The 24,732-nt window shown below is 41.8% G+C and carries 20 protein-coding genes and 1 pseudogene; 6 read left to right on the forward strand and 15 right to left on the reverse strand.

The window, feature by feature from the left end:
- Window positions 1-14: 14 nt before the first annotated feature.
- The 9 genes and pseudogenes from deoC to PB1_RS11560 all read right to left on the reverse strand — a co-directional run bounded on the left by deoC (window position 15) and on the right by PB1_RS11560 (window position 10,618).
- Entirely contained in the window at window positions 15-686 is a 672-nt protein-coding gene (deoC, locus tag PB1_RS11525; protein WP_155816431.1) for a deoxyribose-phosphate aldolase, read from the reverse strand.
- A gap of 140 nt (window positions 687-826) precedes the next feature.
- Window positions 827-1,849, reverse strand: a complete 1,023-nt coding sequence (locus tag PB1_RS11530; protein WP_004436715.1) for a LacI family DNA-binding transcriptional regulator — start codon at window positions 1,847-1,849, stop codon at window positions 827-829.
- A 396-nt stretch (window positions 1,850-2,245) separates the two neighbouring features.
- The gene (locus PB1_RS11535) at window positions 2,246-3,820 is read right to left on the reverse strand and encodes a SagB family peptide dehydrogenase (RefSeq protein ID WP_004436719.1); all 1,575 of its coding nucleotides are present in this window, start codon (window positions 3,818-3,820) and stop codon (window positions 2,246-2,248) included.
- Between the two features lie 22 nt (window positions 3,821-3,842).
- A complete protein-coding gene (locus PB1_RS11540; RefSeq protein WP_004436721.1) occupies window positions 3,843-5,789 on the reverse strand; it encodes a TOMM precursor leader peptide-binding protein in 1,947 nt (648 codons plus the stop codon).
- A complete protein-coding gene (locus tag PB1_RS11545; protein ID WP_004436722.1) occupies window positions 5,786-7,750 on the reverse strand; it encodes a putative thiazole-containing bacteriocin maturation protein in 1,965 nt (654 codons plus the stop codon). The genes PB1_RS11540 and PB1_RS11545 overlap by 4 nt, the downstream gene beginning before the upstream one ends.
- 138 nt (window positions 7,751-7,888) lie before the next feature.
- On the reverse strand, window positions 7,889-8,092 hold the full coding sequence (locus PB1_RS18605; RefSeq protein ID WP_004436724.1) for a hypothetical protein: 204 nt from the start codon (window positions 8,090-8,092) through the stop codon (window positions 7,889-7,891).
- Window positions 8,028-8,219, reverse strand: a pseudogene (locus PB1_RS17075) (heterocycloanthracin/sonorensin family bacteriocin); the annotation flags it as partial. The pseudogene PB1_RS17075 and the gene PB1_RS18605, both read right to left, overlap by 65 nt.
- 506 nt (window positions 8,220-8,725) lie before the next feature.
- Window positions 8,726-9,640, reverse strand: a complete 915-nt coding sequence (locus PB1_RS11555) for a nucleoside hydrolase (RefSeq protein WP_004436725.1) — start codon at window positions 9,638-9,640, stop codon at window positions 8,726-8,728.
- A 246-nt stretch (window positions 9,641-9,886) separates the two neighbouring features.
- Entirely contained in the window at window positions 9,887-10,618 is a 732-nt protein-coding gene (locus PB1_RS11560) for a DsbA family oxidoreductase (RefSeq protein ID WP_004436727.1), read from the reverse strand.
- 205 nt (window positions 10,619-10,823) lie between these two features.
- Between PB1_RS11560 and PB1_RS11565 the strand changes: the two genes are divergently transcribed.
- Complete coding sequence (locus tag PB1_RS11565; RefSeq protein ID WP_004436729.1) at window positions 10,824-11,072, forward strand: hypothetical protein; 249 nt, start codon at window positions 10,824-10,826, stop codon at window positions 11,070-11,072.
- A gap of 140 nt (window positions 11,073-11,212) precedes the next feature.
- Here PB1_RS11565 and PB1_RS11570 read toward each other — a convergent pair whose 3' ends face one another.
- The gene (locus PB1_RS11570) at window positions 11,213-12,628 is read right to left on the reverse strand and encodes an amino acid permease (protein ID WP_004436731.1); all 1,416 of its coding nucleotides are present in this window, start codon (window positions 12,626-12,628) and stop codon (window positions 11,213-11,215) included.
- Between the two features lie 498 nt (window positions 12,629-13,126).
- Between PB1_RS11570 and PB1_RS11575 the strand changes: the two genes are divergently transcribed.
- Entirely contained in the window at window positions 13,127-14,479 is a 1,353-nt protein-coding gene (locus PB1_RS11575; protein WP_004436733.1) for an amino acid permease, read from the forward strand.
- Between the two features lie 502 nt (window positions 14,480-14,981).
- On the opposite strand, the gene PB1_RS11580 is transcribed toward PB1_RS11575, so the two are convergent.
- Together PB1_RS11580 and PB1_RS11590 are read right to left on the reverse strand one after the other, a co-directional pair.
- A complete protein-coding gene (locus PB1_RS11580; protein WP_004436734.1) occupies window positions 14,982-16,133 on the reverse strand; it encodes a cation:proton antiporter in 1,152 nt (383 codons plus the stop codon).
- A 186-nt stretch (window positions 16,134-16,319) separates the two neighbouring features.
- The gene (locus PB1_RS11590; protein WP_004436739.1) at window positions 16,320-16,661 is read right to left on the reverse strand and encodes a metal-sensitive transcriptional regulator; all 342 of its coding nucleotides are present in this window, start codon (window positions 16,659-16,661) and stop codon (window positions 16,320-16,322) included.
- A gap of 354 nt (window positions 16,662-17,015) precedes the next feature.
- Between PB1_RS11590 and qoxA the strand changes: the two genes are divergently transcribed.
- Genes qoxA through qoxD form a run of 4 tightly spaced genes read left to right on the forward strand, consistent with a single transcriptional unit; the run spans window position 17,016 to window position 20,900 of the window.
- Window positions 17,016-18,032 carry a cytochrome aa3 quinol oxidase subunit II gene (qoxA, locus tag PB1_RS11595; RefSeq protein WP_004436741.1) on the forward strand — a complete coding sequence of 339 codons (1,017 nt, stop codon included), beginning with the start codon at window positions 17,016-17,018 and terminating at the stop codon, window positions 18,030-18,032.
- Complete coding sequence (gene qoxB, locus PB1_RS11600; RefSeq protein ID WP_004436742.1) at window positions 18,022-19,998, forward strand: cytochrome aa3 quinol oxidase subunit I; 1,977 nt, start codon at window positions 18,022-18,024, stop codon at window positions 19,996-19,998. Before qoxA ends, qoxB begins: the two co-directional genes overlap by 11 nt.
- Window positions 19,988-20,593 carry a cytochrome aa3 quinol oxidase subunit III gene (gene qoxC / locus PB1_RS11605; protein ID WP_004436744.1) on the forward strand — a complete coding sequence of 202 codons (606 nt, stop codon included), beginning with the start codon at window positions 19,988-19,990 and terminating at the stop codon, window positions 20,591-20,593. Before qoxB ends, qoxC begins: the two co-directional genes overlap by 11 nt.
- A gap of 1 nt (window position 20,594) precedes the next feature.
- Window positions 20,595-20,900 carry a cytochrome aa3 quinol oxidase subunit IV gene (gene qoxD, locus PB1_RS11610; RefSeq protein ID WP_004436746.1) on the forward strand — a complete coding sequence of 102 codons (306 nt, stop codon included), beginning with the start codon at window positions 20,595-20,597 and terminating at the stop codon, window positions 20,898-20,900.
- Between the two features lie 646 nt (window positions 20,901-21,546).
- On the opposite strand, the gene PB1_RS11620 is transcribed toward qoxD, so the two are convergent.
- The 3 genes from PB1_RS11620 to PB1_RS11630 form a co-directional block, all read right to left on the reverse strand.
- Window positions 21,547-23,961, reverse strand: a complete 2,415-nt coding sequence (locus tag PB1_RS11620; RefSeq protein ID WP_004436749.1) for a heavy metal translocating P-type ATPase — start codon at window positions 23,959-23,961, stop codon at window positions 21,547-21,549.
- 75 nt (window positions 23,962-24,036) lie between these two features.
- Window positions 24,037-24,243 carry a copper chaperone CopZ gene (gene copZ / locus PB1_RS11625; RefSeq protein WP_004436751.1) on the reverse strand — a complete coding sequence of 69 codons (207 nt, stop codon included), beginning with the start codon at window positions 24,241-24,243 and terminating at the stop codon, window positions 24,037-24,039.
- Between the two features lie 15 nt (window positions 24,244-24,258).
- A complete protein-coding gene (locus PB1_RS11630) occupies window positions 24,259-24,603 on the reverse strand; it encodes a metal-sensitive transcriptional regulator (protein ID WP_004436752.1) in 345 nt (114 codons plus the stop codon).
- Window positions 24,604-24,732: the final 129 nt, after the last annotated feature.

Genomic DNA, 24,732 nt, shown 5'->3' on the forward strand with positions numbered 1-24,732 from the left:
CTTAACCTATGATATTAGTATCCACTCTCAGCCACATCACCGTTCATGATCTTCACGCCAGAGCTTGCACCAATGCGGTTCGCACCTGCTTCAACCATCGCTTTTAAACCTTTAAGATCACGAACACCCCCTGAAGCTTTTACTCCAATGTCTGGTCCTACTGTTTTTCTCATTAATGCGACATCTTCGACGGTTGCCCCGTGTGTTGAAAAGCCAGTTGATGTTTTAACAAAGTCAGCTCCTGCTTTTACAGCTAATTCACATGCGCGAACTTTCTCTTCATCTGTTAATAAACATGCCTCTATTATGACCTTCACTAAGGCTTTTCCTTTTGCTGCATTTACAACTGCACGAATATCTCGCTCTACCAGTTCATCATTTTTATCTTTCAATGCCCCAATGTTGATGACCATGTCAACTTCCGTGGCGCCATTCTCAATTGCATTATTTACCTCAAACGCTTTTGTTTCAGGAGTATTGGCTCCTAATGGAAACCCAATAACTGTACAAACCTTTACATCACTCCCTTTAAGTTCCTCTGTTGCTGTTTTCACCCATACCGGGTTTACACATACAGAAGCAAATCCGTATTCCTTTGCCTCTGCACAAAGTTTAATAATCTGTTCTTGTGTAGCCTCTGCCTTTAACAGTGTGTGATCAATCATTTTTGCTGTGTTCATTTGGATACCTCCACATTCTTAATTGTGATTTATTAAATAAAAGCGCTCTCAATTTTTGAAGAATTAGTGGGCACCTAGTTGGATAATGTCCACTAATGCCCCTTTTTCATCATTAAATTGAGAACATCGCTTTTCATACAAACCATTTAGAATAAAGTCTTCACTAACCGGCAAGACTGCCTGATTTTCAGTTCAGGAGACAATAAATATTTCCTCTTTGGGAGATTTTCTTTAAAACAAATTCGCTCGTGCAATAGCTGAAACGCAATTTCCCCAAGCGCATACATTGGTCTTGAGACAACACTAAGCTTAGGATTTAAGAATGTCGCTATATCTACATCATCAAAGCCAATAAACGATACCTCACTACCAAGCTTCCAGTTCAACTCCTCCAGTGCTTTCACACAGCCGATTGTCATCAAGTTGTTTGAAGAAAATATAGCAGTCGGCTTATCATCCAGAGCAAAAAGTTTCTGAGTTGCCAGATAACCACTTTGCTCCCCGAAGTCCCCTTGAATCACATAGCGCTCATCCAAAGGAATATTATAGTTCTCAAGTGCCTTCTTATAGCCCAAGAACCTGTCCCTCCCAGGCGTCGTAGTTTGTGGTCCGCAAATGATCGCAATTTTCTCATGGCCCTGAAGAATCAGATGCTGAACCGCCTGGTATGCCCCCTTCACGTTATCGACCAGAACAGTGTCTACTTCAAAACTTTTGATGCTGCGGTCAACCGCTACAATCGGAATCCCCTGCTCCTGAAGTAGCTTTAGATGGTCACCATTTTCATTGGCAGTTGTAATAATTACGCCATCCACACCGCGCTCAATAAAATTCTTCACAATCTCTTTTTCTACTATGGGTGACTCATTTGTACTACTTAAGATTGTGAAGTATTGTTTCTCACGGGCTTTCTGTTCAATGCCAGCCATCACGAGCGGAAAGAAAGGGTTTTTAATATCTGGAACAATTACGCCGATTGTATTGGTTTCTTTTCGCTTCATTGTTCTAGCTGCAGCATTGCGGATATAGCCAAGTTCATTAATAGCCTTTAGTATCCTCTCCTCGGTTTCTTTACGAACACCACCCTGGTTATTAATCACCCTAGAGACTGTTGCAATAGAGACATTGGCAAGCTTTGCAACATCCTGAATATTTGGTTTATATTCCATTTTTAAAACCCCTAAAATGTAAACGTTTAGATTCTTAGATAAAAAAAACATATTAATAGGAATTTATTTTAAAAATCTCTTAAAATTTTATGTAAACGTTTAGATTTTTGTTCTTGGAAATATATTAGCATTATTGTTGTTGAAAAACAAGAGATTTTTTGTATACGCTTCCAATAAAAGTTTAACAATAAAAAATAAGAAGATCGATCACTTGGCACTTACTCGGGTTGGACTTGCACCAACAAGCACCCTGCAACTAGCTGGGCGTGCAAAATAAAAACAACCTCAACTCCTTAAAAGGAATTGAGGCTTTAGATTTTTAAGAATGTACATTCTATAATACTTGATTCTGGGGTTGTTTAATACAGGTTATAGCAATCTGTGAACCTATTATGCCTAACTATGCAACCCCCCCCTCAACCAAGGGCGAGGTCGATAGGGACCGATCGGGATTTGAATTAGGCTGGTTTTTCCTAGTGGATCCATCTTGTAAATTTCATCACACAAGTTCGCATCAAACCCGAGGAGTGGGTGCCCCCCCATCCCGATGGCTGACGCCGCTAACAGTAATCGTTGCACGAGCATTCCTGCTTCCATTTGTTGAATACGGTATCCTCTGTACCCAAGTTCGGTTTTAAAGTAATCCTTGTCACCTGCCACATGGAGGCAGAGGGGGACTTGGATCAAATTTACATTATCCAGAGACATTCCGTATTGCAGCCTGAGCCGATGATCTCCGGGATGTACCTGCCGTAACGCATGTGCAGTGCTGTCATAATGATAAGCACCATCCGGAATGCCTTCAACATTATACAAACAGCCATATATTGAGACACGTGTCTCGTTTTTATGTGGTCCATCCAAATCATTTCGGTACGAGAAGGAAGCCGTCGCCTCCTGCAGCAAAGTGGCCAGTTGCAGTTGACTTACCTTTCCCAAAACGAAATCCATGTCCGGTGAATATCGCTTACGGCAGGCCGACGCCAGATCATACGACAACCGCTCCACGTGAGGCAGAGCTACCGCTTCACCCTCACAATTCTTACTCTCCTTCGCCCTGAACTGACAAAACGATCGCGTTGATTCGAGCATAGACGCTTTATTCATCTTTGTTAACATCGGATACTCTTTGACCCTCCGTGACCGGACGTAGTGATTATGCTGAACCGCCGGCAACTCTCGGCACAATTCGGCGGCAGAGGCAATCCCGTCTATGTCACTCCCGTTTGAAAACCAGCTTGTTGGTTCCACCGATAGCGGGATAACCGCATACACGCTCTCCTCCTGTTCGGATAGCCCAAGCAGATGGTTGACGGCCCGATCAAGAAATTGGAAGTACACCCCCGATGCAAAGCCAAACCGTTTCGCCACTTCCAGCAACTGTCCAATCAATACACCGGCATCCAGCCCTTGCAGACGGTAGGCAAAGTTATTGTATTTAAAAAAATTTTTCCAAAACATTGTCGATACAAAAACAGTACCGAAACAAGCGGACACGTCACAGCGGTTGCCGAGAGCCCGGGCTATATATGAATCAAAATTGCCTTCTCGCAACAATACTAAGCGGTGGTGTGCCACATCATAATGGTACACCCCGGCAGGCAAATCCTCGATCTTCAGATACACATACAATTCGTTTGGATACAGCGCTCCACCGGAAGGAGCAAACCGCCGATATGACTGCATTAGGTTTGCCGCTTGTTCTGTGGAATCCAAGGTTAAAACTGACTGGGAAAATTGAGTAAGTCCGAATACATACCAGAGAAAATGACCGATTTCACAAAGGTCAGGCATTACGGGTGCTTCTTGTTCTTCAAGTGTCAGCGGTACTTCCGGAGACAATGGAACTACAGGCAAACCACGGTAGAGCTTATACGCAAGCGGTGCATCTTCCCAATCCACTTCCCAGTCCGGCGGGCTTACCTTGTCAATGTCAAAATGTAGATTGTGCAGAAATTCCTCTAGATTCATCCTCCTGCCTCCTTGTCACCGATTATGGAAACGGATGCGGATGTGGATTGAGTTGTTCAAGTGTCAACGGTTGTTTCACATACCCGAGTTCCATTGGTACCTTCAGCACCCTCTCCAGCCCTGTTATGCGGGTAAGGTGATGTCCGAATGTCATCGGCAACATCCCCGGAATCAGCACTTTCACGCAATACAGTCCGTTTCGTTTCGTTTCCGGTGTCGTCTGGTCCACCACAATCACATCGAGGTTCAATCGACGAAACACCTGAAGAATGTCTTTCAGATCATCGGTCAGGTCTGCATGCCTCGTCTTCCACTTGAATTCCTCGTCAAACGTTCGCAACGGACGATGATCATCCAGCAAAAACTGCAGGCGCTCTTCCGCTTCCGGCAAACCGTACAGCATGCCATGATCATCCATGTTCTGTACCAGGGAAGAATCTTGAAGCATTCGCAAATATTCCTCCCGGTTCGCTTCAAATTTCTCGTCAAGCGTCAGCATCATGGCAGCCAACTCGTGAACCGCACTTTTCACCGCCCGAACCGGGTCCGGATGAGCTCCGGCCGCACAAATAATATTCAATCCCTTTTCCTTCCTGTTTTTCGCCATCGCCCAAACGCTTGGAATTCCGTGCTCCATCGTCGAGTTAAACAAATACAGATCATATCCCGCCACCGCCCGAACACGGTCGATCATCAGCTGCAGCTCTTGGTCGTTGGCCGAATAAGGGTCAAGCCGCGGGAGAGTCAGCTGCGCATACCAAGTCATCAGGAACGAATCACGCTCTACCACTTCCAAAATACCGTAAAAAATGGCCTCCTCCAAACTTCCTCCTAACGCGCATCCGTTGGACGTTTCATAGACAAATCCCTGGTGTCCGCAGCCCAAACTGTAATAGGCAAGAAGCTCCGGAACCAGAATCGAACGCTCTTGCAAAAACGAATAGCCCCAAACCCAATGAATTGGGCGATCAGGATTAAACGGTTTAAATGGAAAACCGGGCCTCACATACTGTTCCTTAGCGTGCACGCCTACCTTGACAGGATTGAGCGCTTGATCTTCCAGATTGCGGTAACTGTCATAAACCACTGTCCGTTTGCCGCGGGGCTCCAAACCGCAGTACCGCTCCAACCCCTCCAAAATGGCAGTCAACTCACTTGCTGCGTATGAATGTGTCCGGCCTGCTGCTCCCTCATCCCCCGTGAACAAAGGGAGATTGACACTTACATCGGCAAATGGCGGCACGAGGTCATACATTTTACCATTCAAAAAGCCGGTCCGTTGGTCCAGATAGTCTTTGACCAGAACTTTGCTCAAATCATCCATCGAACGGCAGCGGTAACTGTCGGTGCTGATCTTCGGACTTGGCTGCAGCGAAATTCGGGCCGCCGCCGGTGAATCGTCGGGTAATCCACCGCAGACCGGACACAACGGGTCGGGAAGAAAGGAATGCCATGAACTCTTTAGTGTTTTCAAGTTGATTAAATATACCCGTCCTTCCGAATAAGCCTGATCACCTTGCAAGACCCTCTGTGCCTCTGCCCCGAGCAGGTGAGCCAACTGCAAAAGTCCCGTGCGCGATGCCCATGCGTCACTCGGCATTCCTTCGCGCGCCTCCAGTCTCTGCTGTATCTCCCACGTTTCTTTACGGTCGCGTCCTGCCATGAGATGTCGCAGGTCTGCACACTGGGAGCATCCCGGTGTACCAGGGCGAACGAGCGGCCCGACCACACCCTCGCCAAATGAAACGAAACCTCGCAGCCAAGGGGTGCCGGTTGGCCGCAACACCTCTTCCGCTTTTTTATGAACAGATGGATTCCAGGCATCGTGCAGCACCAGAGCCAAATCAGCCGTTTCCGGTATTCCTGCCTCAAAATCGGTTTGACGAATTACCTTGTATTGGCTGGACAGTTCTCCGTACACGTAGTCCGCCAATACCCCTTCTCCAACAACCGCCACGACAGCAATCACCTGGATTCCTCCTCTCGCAACAAAACACCAAACACCCCTGCCAGTTTCTCTTTTAAAAATGGTTCCAGCTCTAGTTCGAAGACCAAGAGCCGCTTCCCGTTCCGTTCCAAGATCTGCATAGCAGACTGTAAAACCTCGGATTGTGTCGTTTCTTCACACGCAGGGATTACAAAGTTTTGCGGAACTTTTTCTTCCAGAAGCACGGACGGTGCCTCCAATGCTTGCGTCGTGAGGTTAGCCGCCTGGTTTTGTGCCTTCATAAGCGCCTGTTGCAACGCTTTCCGTAACGCCATTGTGATATTCAAACCTGCACTGCCATACCAGCCTTCCCTCGTACCGACCCATACCACAGGGAAACCGGAGACTTCTTCTCCCAAGCCGATTATCGGTGCTCCCTGCATCGTGGTCAGTGCCTGCAAATAAAATCGGCAGCGTTCATCTTCTACCGTACCCAGCTGTACCCGAGCAACAACATTCTTCTGATTGACCTGTTGCTTTTTCAGCTCCTCGTCCAAACACTTTTGCAACCCGCGGCAAACACTTTCCGAAAACGTTTCTCCTGTTCCAATCCCAACAAATTCCTGAGGTTTTACCATCCTTTTCTCTACTTCTTTATGAGGAGGCAGAGTCGTAACGAGCAAACCGGCCATTCGTGACACATACGCTTCAATCCCGGCCAGACCCGCTTCCCTTCGTGCCTCCACATGTGTCAGAGCTGTACAAACAATGTCCGGCAGCAGCTCAGCCGGTCCCTCCGACAACGGGTCGACTGCCTGAACGCGGCACTGAGCTAACGGCAGCTGGGTTAAATCTCCCTCATCCCAAATATGGAAAATCCCTGATTCCTCTGATGTCAACTGGTTGAAGAAAAGAAGCAATTCACTCGGCTCGCCTTGGCTCAAGCCTTGTTCGAGCCGCATATCAAAATCTTCAACCCATTTAGCTGATGTTCGTCCGGTCACCAGTGGATGAGGCAGGAACGAATGCCAGTTTCCTTCCAACGTATCGAGATCAAGCAGAAAGAATTGATTCTTTTGTTCCACTTCGGTTACTCCTGTTACCTTTTTAAACAATTCAAACACGATCACATTAGCCAACATCGCTCCGGCTGTGGAAGAGAAGGCGGGTAATTGCTGGTCTCTGCATAATACAGATTGGTGGATGCGGCACCACGTAGAATCCCAGCACCCATCAGAGTCCGGATGTACTAACGGACCCGCCAGACCCACCTGTTGCAGGCATATAGCGGGGAGAAACACCTTCTTCTCTTCCCTGCAAACTTTATGAAGAAGCCGCAGTTTCTCTACATCGCCCTCTTCGGACACATACAAAATCGAATCAAACGGTTTCACAATTTCCCGCCAAGAACTTTCCCCCTCCGTCTTTAGTGTAACCTCCTCTACCGCTACTTCAGGGTCTGTTTTACGGGCATGTGCCACGAGTTCCATCAACCTCCGTCGATTGGTCGGTACCGAGTCTGTGATTAGCACTTGAAACTTTGGCAATCCGGATTCAATCAACGAAGAAACCAGCGAAACAAAAAAAGGACCGGAGCCAACTGCCAACACTTTGGATTGGCGATAGGCTTGAAAACCGTACGCCCCTGAACCGACAAAACTGTCCACAAATTCAATTTGAGAAGCATATTTTTTAAGAACTTGATCCGACAATTGATGCGGACGGTCTTGGCTTACATCTCTAACAAACCCATTTCGATACAGCACTTCTGCAATTTCATACACCCTGTCCCGGTATGGACCCGGCAATCCTTCTGTCAATTTCCCCAACGTGTACTCCCCGTTGAACATCGGTATCAGCTTTTCAACCCACTGATCGATCGTACTGCCTTCCATACGGAACGAACATAAGTTGTTCCGAAAATACACACCGCTGTTTGGATCAGGGAGAAAAAACGTGTCCCTTTTCACTTTCAGACGCATAGAAGGGTTCAAATTTGTCATTTCGCTCCTCCTTAGCCGTTGCTGTTCTCAAATCTGCATGATCACCACTATAATCTTATGTACTGCAATTTGTCCTTTATGTTTAATCTTAGAGAGAAGAGCCCCTGCAACAACTTATGCAGGGGCGGTTTCTTCTCCTTAGGCAACCACGGTTTCCGTTAGGAAACTAGAACTATTAACCGCCGCAACGACCGCCGCCGCAACGAGAGCAACGAGAGCAATTGGAGCAATTAGAGCAACGTGAGCAATTAAAGCAATTAGAGCAACGGAAACAATTAAAACAGTTAAAACAGTTAAAACAGCTAAAGCATCTAAAACAACTAAAACAACGACCAAAACCACCAAAACCACCGAATTGTCTAGTCTGATCAACATAGTACTGGTTTGGGTCAAAAGGAACTGCCTCGTTCGCCTGGAAATCTCCAATATTCAATGTTTGGAGTTCGTTTTGGAAATCATACATTTTCATAACCTCCTAAGATAATTTAACAAGGGGCGAGCAACATCAAAGTGGGAGCAGAACGAGCATCATCACAAAAACAACTGTGAAATAGGTGGATCCATTACTATTTCGAATACTTTCCTCAACAAAATATGAACGATCATTGGGTATTGTTACTGATTCAAATACCTATTTTTATTGGGTTCGTAAAACCATTCAAAACGGAAACAGGATGATCATATAATCAATAAGGCGAAAGAGTACAATGAAAAACTTTCGAGACATTGTCGAAAAAATCCTCAACTAAAATTGCGTCATTTAAGATAGGTTCATCACGATTCATTCTAAACAAAAAAATCCTACCGATGATTCGATAGGATCTGAACTCATTATTACATCCTTTATTTATCTTTCCTAACAAGCAGTGAACTGCACTCCACATGATCCGAATGAGGAAACACTCTTCTCCATATTACTCCTGTTATATATCATCAACCGTTTGGATAATAGGTAAAGGAGCTTTTTAACATTACTTATTTCAATTTTTTGATCGCCTTATAAATCATCCCTACCAGTCTTTCTCGGTCCACTTCAAACGCTACATTCGCATTTTTTTGCTTACCTGTTATATTTTGTTTGTCTACTACAGTTTGTCCTCTCGTAAATTCGCCTTTTGTTTCCACTTCAACGTTGCAAGGCATGACCGTAAATAACGATGGATCAATAAGATAGGCTACTGCACAAGGATCATGAATGGCGTCAACACGATCGTCTCGAAAATAAAAGTCCAACATGCCCGCAACGATCTTACCTGTTTGATTGCCAATATGGCGAATTCGTTCAATTTCCTCCTTAAACATCGGAACTTGATGGGTGACGTCCAGCCCGAACATGGTAATTGGAATTCCTGAGTTAAAAACAATCTGAGCGGCTTCCGGATCTACATATATATTGAATTCTGCTACAGGCGTACAATTTCCTCCAAAACAAGCCCCTCCCATGATTGACAGTTGTTCGATCTTGTGAACGACCTCCGGATACGATTTTACTAAAAGAGCAACATTGGTGAGTGGTCCAATTGCGACGATAGTCACTTTTTGATCGGAAGTGAAAATCACATCTCTCATCGCTTCCAATGCCGAACGTTTGCTTACTGAACAGATAGGCTCTCCCAATTCTACTTCCCCAAACCCTGACTCGCCGTGTGCTTCAGGTGCAATGACCAAATCTCGCAGTAAAGGCTTGTCTGCCCCTTTTGCGACTTCAATTTGTTCCTCGCCGATAAAACTTACTAACTTTAAGGCGTTACTTGTAATCTTCTCTATCGTTTGATTCCCTGCACAAGTTGTAATAAGTTTCACGTCCAGTTCCTCAGAAGCGAATGCAAGAAGAATGGCCAAAGCATCATCAATCCCGGGATCACAATCAATAATAATAGGTTTAGACATTCAAATCTCCCTTTACACCTAGTTTTTTGGTCTCTCTCGAATAATTAAAGCTGGGAACGTTTTACTTAAATTATAGAATAATTTAGTCTTTTGTAAAAATTTAATTCGTCACAATTAGCTATATCATTTTTTACTGAAGTAAACCAAAAAAGTGCCCCAAAAGTTATACTTTCGGGACACTCTCACATCAATTGAATGTTTCCACGTTTTCCTTTGCAACGCTCGTCACTTTACATTACGTAAATCCTACTCCTGTCTACCCGGAATCGCACAATTTCCATCAACGCAGCTGGCATCTTCTGCACTGTCTGTTGAAAGATCCTGGAACTTTGGTGCAGAGGATTCCTCTTGCCATACTTTATTAATTGCATTCACAAACGTTTCAGTTGGCTGGGCACCGGAGATCGCATATTTTTGATTGATGACAAAATAAGGTACCCCGCGAATGCCATATTGCTGCGCGATTGCTTCGTCAATGCGTACGTCATTTGCATAAGCATTCTTATCTTGAAGGACATTTAATGCTTCTTGTCGATCTAATCCAACTGATTCTGCGATATCAGCCAGAGTTCCATGATCACCTATATGCTTAGATTCTGTGAAGTACGCATAAAGCAGTTTTTCGGTGATTTCGGCTTCTTTTCCTTTGGTCTTCGCAAATTTAGCCAACCGGTGGGCATCAAATGTATTCGTCGGCTTCATTGTATCAAAGTGATATGTCAACCCGACACTGGCTGCATGCTGTCTGATACCATCATTCGATTGTTTGGCTTGTTCAACACTCATCCCATATTTCGATGCAAGTAATTCGTGAATGTTCTTTTCACTATCCTTTGGTGCATTCGGATCAAGCTCAAAGCTTTTATATTCAATCTCTACTTGATCTTTATACGGAACTTGAGCCAACGCCTGTTCTAACCGACGCTTCCCAATATAACAAAACGGACATACAAAATCAGACCAAACTTCAATTTTCATGTCAACACCTCATTTATTCATTATTCCTAACTATAGTAGCACACCCGATGATGAAACCCATCCATAAATGCTCAGTCGTACCATTTACAAAGGTAGGATGCTTTTCCACATTCGCCTTGTGACATCAACTATTCATCCATCAACGTTTGGACATAACCTATTAATGGCTAGAAATTTGACAAGTATATGAGAGGTGTATGGATAAATGTCTGTTCAACGTTATTACCATATGTGTAATCGCGGCATTGGAAGAGCTGTGCAAATTAGAACGCGTGACGGACGTGTTCATCGGGGAATTATTGAGCGTGTTTCTCCAAACCGAGTGTTTCTTCGTCCGTTTGGCAGACCCCGAAACTATGGGGGTTACGGTATGCCTTGGGGCTTTGGCTTTGGCGCCGGCTTTGTTTTTGGAATTGCCTTAGGAGCGATCATCGGATTGGCGTTCATCTGGTAGAAATTTTTTAAACAAATATTGATTTCTCTTGATGAAAATTTGTGATCGACCTCATGGAATAAGCATTAATCAGTGAAGAACGAAAACACTTTGAAAAAAGCAAAGAGCTAAAGTTTGATGAACTTTGGCTCAAGCTCTTTTTAAGCTGCTTTCTTTTTTTCACTTACTTTCGGTGTGTTTTTCATGATGAGTGGATATAGCAATAAACCGAAAATAAACAAACCGATCCCTAATAAAAAGGTTTTCATGTCACCGGTTCCTGTTTTAATGACCCATAGAGAGTAAAATAATGCAAGGATTGTCATCACTCCGTCCATTATTCTTGAACCTTTTATTTTATCGTATGTTTCTCCTGTAATGACTAGTTTTAATTGATAGATGGCAGAAACAAGATAAGGAATTAAGTAGGCTAGTGTAGCAACGACAATGGCGAAATTATAGGCTTCTGCAATTGTTTGGGATACCGTTGAAAAAAGGAAGAGCTGAGTCATGATATTTGTTAGTGTCAAGGAATTGACAGGACTTCCTTTTTCGTTCGTTTTCGCGAAAAGTGCCGGAAATAATTGTACCTTGGCTGCCTGGTATGGTACTTCCGAACTTACAACAATCCATCCCACGGTTGATCCGAAAAGAGAAATAAGGGCAAGTAATGCCATAATGGCAGCACCGCTACCTCCAATTGCCGCTTCTAATGCATCCACTAAAGGTTTTTGCGACTCTCTAAGCTGATCTTGCGTTAATGCTCCCATTGTTAATAAAGTGATTCCAACATAAATAAGAATGGAGATGACTAACCCGATGATGGTTGCTTTTCTTACATCGCTTTGAGATTTTGCACGGTTGGACAGCATCACAGCCGATTCGATGCCAATAAATGCCCAAAGAGTCGCAATCGCAGCTGCATTGATTTGGCCGCCTAATGAAACTTGATCCCCGGTTGAATCGACAAATTCTTTCCCGTTTCCAAGATTCGCTGCATCAAATACAAAAATGGTCAAAACAATAAATAAAGCAAATCCAAGTATTTTTGTGACCGTCGCTAAAAGATTCATTTTTCCCGCACTATCAAAGTTATGAGAGAGAATAAATTGTATCCCCCAAAGCATAATCGTGCAAACAAGGACTGTGATCGTTTTACCTAGCTCTAACTGAAATGAACCGATCGAGAACAACGGTTTCACACTCTGCATAATAGGAAAGAAAGTAGATAAATATCCGGCAAATGTAATAAAAACGGAAGCAGTTGCAGCCCAATTGGCAGCCCAGTATCCCCAAGCCATACTATATCCGGCAATTTTCCCTGCTTTTGGCAAAGAAAACATTGCTTGAGCGTAGCTCTGAGGTCCTGCCTTTAAATCCGGTCGTCTCAAAGCTAAATTCCCGAATACAAGAGCGATCATAAACACGCCTAACCCGGTCACTCCCCATGCGAGAGTCGAGCCAATAGGGCTTGAGACTTGTGCTAAATTAGCCGGCAGCATGAAAATTCCGCCACCTATCATGTTTCCTATGACAAATGTTGTCAGGATCCATAATCCCCACTTTTTGTTACTCAATTCAAAACTCACCTTTCTTTCTTCACTCAATAAAAGATTGTGAAGATAATCTCTTTATAATGTTATCTTAAAATAATACTTTAGTTTAGTAAATTGGTAAATTAACAAAGTATTATTTAGAAAATTTCGATAAATAGGTTTATAACACAAATCACATGTTTTTATTTCCATATAATAAAAGCAATTGACAATCGTTAAGAAAAAACACTAGAATAAGTATTGTCACTTGTTTGATATAAAGCTTTAAAGGGATAAAGCAAAATTTGTTTTTATATAAACGTATAAGCAAGTTTGAATCATATTCTTACTGTAAAAAGTTTTTGAAGAAAAGACGGCAAAGACGGAAAAAAGCTGTTATAACGTAGAAGCATGAAATATCTAGCAAACACCCTGGTCATACCCGCGATCGATTTCGTCCCTGCTGGATTTCCAGTAGGGATTTTTAACTTATATTCGAAATTTTTTATACATAAATTTTGACAGGAAGGCAGGAGCAACATGGAAAAAAGTCAGCAAGAGTTAAAGAAAGGTTTATTACCGAGGCACGTCCAGTTAATTGCTTTAGGTGGCATGATTGGAACGGGAATTTTTAAAGGAAGTTCAGATACTCTTAATATAGCGGGTCCGAGTGTCGTTTTTGCCTATCTTTTAGGCGGACTGTTATTATTTATCGTCATGGCCGCGTTGGCTGAGATGGCAATTGTTTATCCAAACTTGAACGTTCAACATCTGATCCATAAAGCTTTCGGGTTTCGCGTATCCTTTATCGTAGGATGGCTTTATTGGATAAACTGGATTATTGTGACCATTGTTGAAATATTAGCAGCAGGTAGTTTCTTGAAATTTTGGTTTCCATCTGCCCCATTATGGCTTTTAAGTTTCCTTTGTGCAGTTGTGATCGTGGGGATTAATTTGTTTCAAGTGAAGTACTATGGTGAGCTTGAGTTTTGGTTTGCAGGAATCAAAATATTGGCATTAATCGCTTTTATTATTTTAGGATTTTTTATTTTATTAGGATTCATCCCGAGTTCTATTGGTGATCCTTTGGCCAATTACACTGCAAACGGCGGGTTCTTTCCTCATGGAATGGGAGGAATTTTGGGTGCCTTATTAGTCGTTATGTTTTCATATGGCGGAGCAGAATTGATTGGTGTAGCCGTTACAGAAACTAAAGATGCCAAACGTGTATTACCGAAAGTAATAAAAGGTGTCGTATGGAGAGTGATCCTTTTTTATATCCTTCCTATTCTTATTATTTGCGGCTTAATGCCATGGAATAAAGTTTCGGGCGAAGATAGTCCGTTCGTTCAAGTGTTCAGCATAACAGGACTTCCCGGTGCAGCTCATGTCATGAATTTTGTCCTTTTAACAGCTGTATTATCGGCTGCAAACTCCGGTATGTATGCTACTTCCAGAACACTTTATGCCATGGCTCAAAGCGGTGATGCACCGAAAAGATTATTAAAGATTTCGAAGCAAGGAGTACCGATAAAAGGCATTATGATTACCGGAATCTGCCTTATGATTGGTGTTTACTTAGCGTATATGACTCCTGATCAAGTCATTAGTTATCTTATGTCCATTCCTGGTTTTACAGTGATGTTAATATGGATGAGTATTTGTTTCGCTCAACTAAAGCTACGTTCCCGTTATGAAGAGAAACCATTCTTTCAGCTAAAATGGTTCCCATACACAACGATATTTGCCATCTTTTCTTTATTGATTTTCTTCATCTCTTTTCTTTTCAATAAAGAAAATATTATCGGTACTACCGTTTGCCTTTTCATATTATTGATCTTGGCAACACTCTCTTTCATTACTGGAAACCGAAAAGAAAAAACGATGATATAAATGATAAAAGAGGTTGGCGATTCATTCGGCAACCTCTTTTTTTGAATGGTAGGAAAAATTTGATCACTCAACAAGGAGTTTTTCGCATTTTCAAGGGATAAAGCTGAATCCTTCCAAATTATTCTATCGCTTTTCGGTTTTTTCGTAATTCGTTTTGTCTTTGTTGTGTCAAAACGAAGTTTTTTACAAAGTTTTACACTCTAAACTTCATTTTTTATAGGAATTTTAACGTAAAAGGAGCTTTTTTTAGTAAAAAATGAGATGTTTACTCTCTACGAATTATAATCAAGGGAAAGTTATGAGCTTTTATTTTCATTTATGAGTCTTTATTTCGATTTATGAGCTGTCATTTTGATATATGAGCCTTTATTTCAATTTATGAGCCGTCATTCTGATTTATCAGCCTTTATTTTCATTTATGAGCCGTCAACCCACATTTCTAAGCTTCCATTCTATTACATTAAAAGAGACCGGGTTTTCGGATACCCGGTTTTTCTTACAACTACCTCCTTCCAAACCCTGTTTGCATTTTCCGGTTAAAAATCCACTTCATCATAGGCGGAGTGACAATAGTTGTCACGAGTATCACGGCAACAATTACTGTAAACATATCTTGACTCAATAGCTTCGTTTCTAAACCAATGGCGGCGATAATTAATGCTACTTCACCACGGGACACCATTGCCGCCCCTATCCCGAATGAGCTATTCCATGAGAATCCAGCTGCTTTTGCACCTATTGATGCACCGATTAACTTAGTTAGAACAGCTAATATACTTAATAAAACGATAAGCCCTAATTTTTCAGCAATACCAGAAAACTGAGCAGTAATCCCAATAAATGTAAAGAATACAGGAACAAAAATGGAATAACTAATGGTTTCAATTTTTTCGAACACTTCTTGTTTGAAATCAGTTAAACTTATCGCAACTCCTGCTATATAAGCTCCGATAATCGCGGCAACACCTGTGTATTCTGCAAAGAACGCATAAACAAAACAGATAATTAAAGCTGACGAAATGACAGTTTCCGTAACTTTTATCGATGCAAACTTTTTCAAAAACCAAGGAACTAATTTCCATCCAATAAGGATAGCTCCCGCGAAAAAAAACAATTTCTTTAATACAACCGTGCCTAAATTGACATCTTCGCCGGCAAGACTCATTAAAAACGCCAATGCAATAATAACTAATATATCATCAATAACGGCTGCTCCCAAAATGGCTGCCCCTTCACGAGATTTTAAAAGATTCATCTCTTTAAGTGCTTGAACAGAGATGCTTACACTGGTAGCTGAAAGCAATAAACCCAAAAACCAAGATTGGACAGGTGTAAGATTTAGTATCATTCCGGACAAAAATCCTGAAACAAGCGGAACAATTATCCCGCCAACACCAACAAAGGCGGAAGCTTTTCCAGTTCGTTTAAACTCATCAATATCCGTTTCTAATCCCGCAATAAACATAAGCAATATCACACCAATTTGACTAAACTGTGCTAGTGTATCTGTATTCGTCACTAATCCTAAAACAGAAGGTCCGAGTATTATTCCAATCAGAAGTTTCCCAAGAACGGAAGGCTGCCCTAATCTTACGCTTACGTCCCCGGCAATTTTGGATGCAAATAAAATAATCGCTAATTGAAGTATGAACATCTAAAAACCGCCTTTCTTTATTTCTAAAACTAAAAAATACAAAAGGAGCCTGTCAACAATAGACATAGCTATCCCTTGTTGACAGGCTCCACCAATTAATCTCAATATTTTGTTTGTCGATAAAATTAAATTTTTTACAATTAAAACAGGTTTTGTTGCTTTAATTTGATTAAGAGTCACTTCATCTTATTTTTTCAATAACTTTTGAATCGTGACAAGGACTTCATCTAAAACTTCCATGTCACCTTCTTGAATTCTTTCCAAAACGCAGTTTTTTAAATGGCCTTCCAGAAGAATTTTTGCCACGCTGTTTAAAGCTGATTGAGTTGCTGAAATTTGTGTAATCACATCGTCGCAATACGTATCTCTTTCAATTAACCCTTTAATTCCGCGGATTTGTCCTTCAATCCGATTTAAGCGGATAATGAGATTTTTCTTCACTTTATCGGAATGATGGCTTTTTCTGTTACTTGTAACGGTCAAGCAGGACTCATCTTGCAAGGAATCATTTTCTAATTCAAAAACCATTCAGATTCCCTCCTTCCTTTAACTTTATCATATCCCTGTACAGTACGCAAAGAGAAAGGTGATAAAGTTCTCAAACGATTATTGGAAATAACTTGATATTAATATAACTCGATTATTTCAATTTCCTGGAATTTAAACTTGTGTAATTCGTAACAAACTTTTCACAATTTTACACCAATAGATATGTTAATATCATTTATACATTAATAATAGTAAAAATAATTACTATCTATTTATGTCGAGATGTGAAGAAATGAACTAAATCGACTTTTATTTTTGTCAGATTTGTGAATTTTTGAGCAATATTTTGTGACATTTGTTCGTTTCTTCGTTTCATTCGAAAGGAGATGCAAAATGAAGTCAAAGAGAGGATTTTTAGTTTCGTTCATTACCATTCTGTTTCTCCTGCTTTTAAGCGGATGTGAAACAAATATGGTAGTTTTTGAACCTCAAGGACCGGCAGCGAGAAGCATAACCGAGCTCATAAACTGGTCGCTCATTCTTATGGCGCTTGTCATTGTCGTGGTATTTGGCCTGTTTGGCTGGATTGTTTGGAAATACCGCGAAAGACCGGAAAACAAAGATTATGAACCTCCGGAAGAACATGGCAGCACCGTTTTGGAGATTATTTGGACTGCCATACCGATTTTGATTGTGATTGCCTTAACGATTCCTACCGTGAAAACGCTTTATCAATTAGAAGAGATTCCAAAAGGATATGAAAAAAAAGATCCGATCACCATTCATGTGACTTCGGCAGATTGGAAATGGATCTTCAGCTATCCTGAACAAGGTATTGAAACAGTCAATTACGTAAATATCCCTGAAGATACACCTGTTCAATTCAAGCTTACTTCTGCAGGGACTATGCAGTCCTTCTGGGTTCCGGCTTTATCAGGACAAAAATATACAATGAATAAAATGGAAACAGAATTGTACATTGTTGCCGATAATCCTGGATCTTACTTGGGACGCAACTCAAACTTTAACGGTAAAGGTTTTGCGGAAATGGAGTTTGAAGTCCAGGCCCAAACGAAAGAAGAATTTGACAAATGGGTAAAAGATGTAAAAGAGAAAGCACCTAAGCTGACCAAAGCAAAATACGAAAAATTGCTTGAGCCAACTCATCTCGGACGCTTAACTTACTCCAATACGCACCTTGGATGGGTAAACCATGCTGACCCGAACTCAAAAACGTACACAAACCCTGAACTTTACAGAGGCCATGGTTATCAAGGGAAAACGTTTGAAGATCCTGAGAACTCAGGAAATCACCATATGAATCAATCTCACCTTGAAGCCAGCGATATGAATCATCACGATCTTACCGTAGACAAAGAAACTCACGGAGGTGGACATAGTGGGCATTAAATGGAATGAAATCTTAATTACCGGGGATCCGTTAATTGTTGGTTCACAAATCGCGATTGTCTTGACAATGGTTGGAATTATCGCAGCACTCACTTATTTTAAGAAGTGGAAATGGCTTTGGACAGAATGGCTTACTACGGTTGACCATAAAAATATCGGAATTATGTACATTCTTTCCGGTGTATTAATGTTTTTCCGAGGTTTAGTCGACGGTCTTTTGATGAAAGCCCAAACAGCACAGCCTGAAATGGGATTTTTAGATGCCCAACATTATAATGAAGTTTTTACAACCCACGGCGTCATTATGATCCTTTTCATGGCGATGCCGCTTCTTATCGGTTTGATGAACGTAGTTGTGCCGCTGCAAATCGGGGCAAGGGACGTTGCTTTCCCGCAGTTAAACGCACTGAGCTTTTGGCTCTTCTTCAGCGGAGCCATGCTGTTTAATATTTCGTTTGTTATTGGCGGTTCACCTGATGCCGGGTGGACAGCTTACTTCCCTCTTTCCGGGAAAGAATTCAGTCCTGGCATCGGGAACAACTATTATGCGGTTGCCCTGCAGATTGCCGGAATTGGTACATTGATGACAGGCATCAACTTTATCGTGACAATCTTGAAAATGCGGGCTAAAGGCATGACATTGATGAAAATGCCGATGTTTACATGGACGGTATTTATTACTTCCATTATTATTGTAGCGTCATTCCCGATGTTTACGGTTGCTCTTGCATTAATGACATTTGACCGTATTTTCGGAACACATTTCTTTACATTAGCAGGCGGCGGTCTTGACATGCTTTGGGCAAACTTGTTCTGGTTATGGGCACACCCGGAAGTGTATATCGTGGTTCTTCCAGCCTTTGGCATGTTCTCAGAGGTTATTGCAACTTTTTCAAGAAAAAGTCTTTACGGTTATAAATCGATGGTTTTCTCAATTGTTGCAATTTCAGTATTAAGTATGCTCGTCTGGGTGCACCACTTCTACACAATGGGCTCCGGACCGGCTGTTAACTCTGTTTTCTCGATTACAACGATGCTTATTGCCGTTCCGACCGGTGTTAAGATGTTTAACTGGCTATTTACGATGCGCAAAGGTCGAATTAAATTTACAACCGCTATGCTGTGGGCACTGGCGTTCGTTCCATGCTTCGTCATCGGCGGTGTGACAGGGGTTATGCTTGGTATGGCTGCGGCTGACTTCCAGTATCATAATACTCTGTTCCTTGTAGCACACTTCCATTACGTGCTAATACCAGGTGTTGTCTTTGCCGTCTTTGCAGGGCTTTATTACTGGTGGCCAAAAATGTTCGGCCATATGCTGAATGAAAAAATCGGCAAGGTTCACTTTTGGCTGTTTACAATCGGTTTTAATGTTACGTTCATGCCGATGTTCTTCCTTGGATTAAAAGGAGCGGTTCGCCGTGCCTATACGTACTCGGCAGAATCAGGCTTTACACCGCTTTTCGTTGTTTCGGCAATCGGAGCCGTCATTTTAGCGGCCGGTTTCATTGCTTTTTGTTACAACATTTACTGGAGTGCAAGGTACGCTGACAGGAATGTGTCCCACGATCCTTGGGATGCAAGAACACTAGAATGGATGACAGCTTCACCGGTGCAGCACTATAACTTTGCAAAAATCCCTGAAGTTCATTCACTTGATGCGTTCTGGCACATGAAGAAAAATAATATAGACTTAACATTGAATGAGGATGAATTAGAAGAGATTCATATGCCAAGCAACTCATGGATTCCTTTTTACATGGGAGTCGTATTTGGCGTTGCCGGTTTCTTCCTTGTATTCGAATGGACAATTGCAGCGGCTGTTGCAACAATCGGAATTCTTGCCGGTCTTGTTTTCCGTTCCTTTGACTATGATGATGGCTATCATGTTCATATTGATGAAATTATTAAAACTGAACGTTCTTGGAGAAACACTGATAAAGGGGTGAAAAATCATGTCGGCTAAAGTGGATTCATCCTTGACTCTAGAATATCAAACAGAACAAAACAGAATGAACATTTTAGGCTTCTGGATTTTCCTTGGTGCGGAGATCGTCCTGTTTGCGACGCTGTTCGCTACTTATGGAGTCCTTGACACTCGGTACGCCGGCGGACCGACTCCTCATGATATTTTCAAGATCAAAGATGTCATGGTGGAGACCATTCTTCTTTTAACAAGCAGCTTTACGTGCGGAATTACGATCTATGAAATGCGCCGAAACAATCTAAAAGGATTGTTAACATGGCTGATTCTAACCTTGCTTCTCGGTGCAGGCTTTATATTCATGGAAGCAACAGAGTTTATTCATTACGTCCATGAAGGTGCAACGATGCAGACAAGTGCTTTCTTATCAAGCTTTTTCGTATTGCTTGGCACGCACGGATTGCACGTCAGCATGGGGATCGGCTGGGCTGTATTGATTATCATCCAGCTCCTGAAACGCGGCTTGACTCCGGTAACAGCCCGGAAAACATTTATTATCGGTCTATACTGGCATTTTCTTGATGTTGTTTGGATCTTCATTTTCACATTTGTTTATTTAGCAGGGATGGTGTCGTAATATGGCTAAGAAATCAAAAGGCTTTCCAGTCAGTCATGTCGTTGGGTTCATATTGTCACTCGTGTTGACGTTTACTGCTGCCGGTGTTGCTCTTAAAACGTCCTTGCCATTGAAGACGATAATTTGGATTATTGGATCTCTTGCAATTGTTCAAGCCGTTCTTCAATTGTATATGTTCATGCATATGAACGAAGGCGAAGACGCCAAAGCGCAAACGATCAATATTATTTACGCATTTTTTATTGCGGTTGTAACAGTTGCAGGCTCCATTTGGGTAATGTCTTCCGGACATATGTATCATATGTAATAGATGGCCTGCTCCATCTCAAACAAAAGGCGGTTCACCCTTGCGGTGGCCGCCTTTTGTTATTGTTTTGCACTCCGTATTAGCTTTAAATGCGGCTTTTTTGCCTCTTTGCGAAAAATCTTATATAACATCAAATTAAAAAATGCTAAGCATAACAATAAAATTGTATGTTGGTACTCTTGCATCTGAATGCTTAAGAAACCGTTTTCAAAACAAAATATAGCAATCAGCAAGTACATATATGGAAGAAACTTGATCATTTTTCTCTCCTCTCCTACTTTTGTTCGTACCTTTATTATAACTATATTTTTTCTAAATTAACAGAATTTATTCACAAAATGTTCACAAATTGCCTGCTTTCATTATCTATCGATAATTATGTAAATAAAACGGCGAATGGTAATGAGTGGATTGTTGAAGAGGTCACTGTAACAAAGTGGATTTTGGTTCAAAATAATTATCGTAAATACCTGTTTTAACAAGGAAGACTTCTGTCTTTATGTTAAAAACGTAAGTAATTATTACTAAAAACGAGTAAAACCTGCCCAAAAACGGACAGGCGGTCATGATGAGGTTTTTTTGTGATTTCATTTTATCTAATTTGTGTTTATGTCTGTATTAGATTATAAGAATTTCCTACCTCTTTCTACAATCTGACCTTTTGCAAACGGAGTGAGTTAAGCACTACGGACACGGAGCTGAACGCCATTGCAGCCCCTGCAAGCCACGGTGCCAAGAAACCGATTGCGGCAACCGGGATTCCGAGCGAGTTATAGGCTAAAGCCCAGAATAGGTTTTGCTTAATATTCTGAATCGTTTTCTTGCTCATAAAGATTGAATCAGCAATGCTGTTCAGGTCACCTCGGATCAGTGTGATGTCAGCTGCTTCCATCGCGACATCCGTTCCTGTTCCGATTGCCATCCCGATGTCCGCAACGGCCAGTGCAGGTGCGTCGTTAATACCATCCCCTACCATTGCTACTTTTTTGCCCTGCATCTGAAGTTTCTTCACTTCTTCCGCTTTACCTTCCGGAAGTACTTCCCCAATTACATTTTCAATCCCTGCCTGTTTAGCAATGGCACGGGCTGTCTGCTCGTTATCGCCAGTAATCATAATGACTTCAAGTCCCATCTCTTTCAAACGCTTAACAGCTTCAGTTGAAGTTTCTTTAATTGTGTCCGCTACCGCAACAATACCGGCAAATGTTCCATTAATCGCCGCAAGCATGGCTGTCTTACCTTGTTTTTCAAGACTGTCCATTTGATTCATTGCATATTCAATTTCCACATTGTATTTATTCATCAAACGACGAGTACCAATCAGGACTTCTTTCCCATCAACCTTTGCTTTTATCCCGTAGCCGGGGATTGCTTCGAACTCCTCAGCATTCTTAAGATTTATATTCTTTTCATTAATCCCTTCTACGATCGCTTGAGCAAGCGGGTGTTCAGATTGCTTCTCGGCAGAACCGACAAGCGTTAAAAATTCCGCTTCGTCCATTTCTGTTATCACATCCGTCAAAACAGGGGCACCGTTTGTGATCGTACCCGTTTTGTCTAACACGACGGTATCGATCCTGTGCGTCATTTCAAGGTGCTCTCCGCCTTTAAAAAGAATGCCATATTCAGCTGCACGACCCGAGCCCGCCATAATGGAGGTAGGTGTTGCAAGTCCCAGCGCACAAGGGCAAGCAATGACTAGAACAGCGATTAATTTTTCTAATGCTTCTGGAAAATCCCCGGGTGCAACCCATAAATACCAGATAAAAAACGTAACAACCGCAATTCCGACAACAATCGGTACAAAAACGCCGGAAATCGAGTCGGCCAAACGTTGAATTGGCGCTTTTGAGCCTTGAGCTTCTTCAACTACTTTAATGATTTGAGCAAGAGCCGTATCCTTTCCGACTTTTGTTGCTTTTATTTTAATAAAACCATTTTTGTTGATAGTGGCTCCGATTACCGTATCGCCTACTGTTTTATCAACAGGGACGCTTTCTCCCGTAATCATCGATTCGTCAAGTGCGGTGCGTCCCTCCAAAATTTCACCGTCAACCGGAACTTTCTCACCCGGTTTAACTAACAAAATATCACCGACAACGACTTCTTCAAGCGGAATTTCTTTTTCCTCTCCATCACGCAATACGGTTGCCGTTTTGGCCTGCAAGCCCATGAGCTTCTTGATTGCTTCTGAAGATCGTCCTTTTGCCTTCGCTTCAAACAATTTTCCAAGAATGATTAACGTAATTAAGATGGCACTTGTTTCAAAATACAGTCCGACTGAATGAGTATTATTAACAATCGTCTGAATGGCTAAGAATACACTGTAAAAATAAGCGGCAGACGTACCGAGTGCGACCAGTACATCCATATTGGCACTTTTGTTTCGAAGCGCTTTATATGCACCGACATAAAACTGTTTTCCGATAAAAAACTGAACAGGTGTTGCCAGTGCCATTTGTACCCAGGGATTCATAAAGCTTTCAGGGACGTAAATAAACGATGTAAAGCTGAAATGTCCAACCATAGACCAAAGAAGCGGGAGCGATAATATCATAGAAAATATGAACTTTCCTTGTTGAGTTTTGATTTCTTTCAAACGATAATCGACTGCTTCTTTATCATTATCTTCACTTTTCACACTTGCACCATAACCAAGTTTTTCCACCCTTTGAATCATATCTTTAGGCGAAACAATGGATGGATTATATTCAACCGCTGCTTTTTCAAGAGCAAGGTTAACAGTGGCATTGATAACCCCTTCCATCTTATTTAGCCCTTTTTCAATCCTTGTAGCACAAGCGGCACATGTCATTCCTGTAAGGATCAATTCCGCTTTGTCAGTTACAATATCATAGCCAAGATCTCTTACTTTTTTCTGAATATCAGCCGGTCCCATTACGGAAGGATTAAACTTTACGGTGGCTTTTTCAAGAGCCAAATTCACATTGGCATCCTGTACGCCTTCCATTTTCTTTAAACCTTTTTCAATTCGGGTAGCGCAGGCTGCACAAGTCATACCGGTTATTTGAAATTGGCTTTCTAACACTTTTTCACTCATCGCCAAACACCTCATACCTATATAGGGTATATTTTTTAAAAAAGAGAGCGTGCTGCACTGCCGGCACGTCACTAGTTAGACAACTTCATAACCTTGATCGTCAATTGTTTCCTTAATTTGATCAAGAGTTACTTCATCTGCATTGTATTCAACATCTACAGTGCCATTTTCAAGATAGACCTTTACATTTGATACACCTTTCAGCTCACCGACACTGCCTTCAACCGCCTTAACGCAGTGACCGCAAGACATTCCTTGTACATGTAATGTTACTTTTTCCATGCTTGTCATCTCCCTTTACAGCTTCGTTAATTTTTGGATTGTAATAAGGACTTCGTCTAAAACTTCCATGTCGCCTTCCTGGATTCTATCGACAACACAGTTTTTTAAATGTCCTTCCAGAAGAATTTTTGCCACACTATTTAAAGCTGATTGCGTCGCTGAAATTTGTGTAATTACATCATCGCAATACGTATCTTTTTCAATTAAACCTTTTATTCCGCGGATTTGTCCTTCAATCCGATTTAAGCGGGTAATGAGATTTTTCTTCACTTTTTCGGAATGATGGCTTTTCCTGTCACTTGTAACGATGCAGCAGCTCTCTTCTTCTTTGAAGGGATTATTTTCTAATTCGAAAACCATACGATTCCCTCCTCGACTCTGATCATATCATACCCCCGTATAGTATGTAAAGGAAATTGTTTTCTTCAATTAATTAAACTGCTGCAATATCAGCAAGCTTCCAAAACAATATTTCCTTCCTTTGGCAAT

It is taken from the genome of Bacillus methanolicus PB1, assembly GCF_000262755.1.
Lineage (GTDB): Bacteria > Bacillota > Bacilli > Bacillales > Cytobacillaceae > Bacillus_Z > Bacillus_Z methanolicus.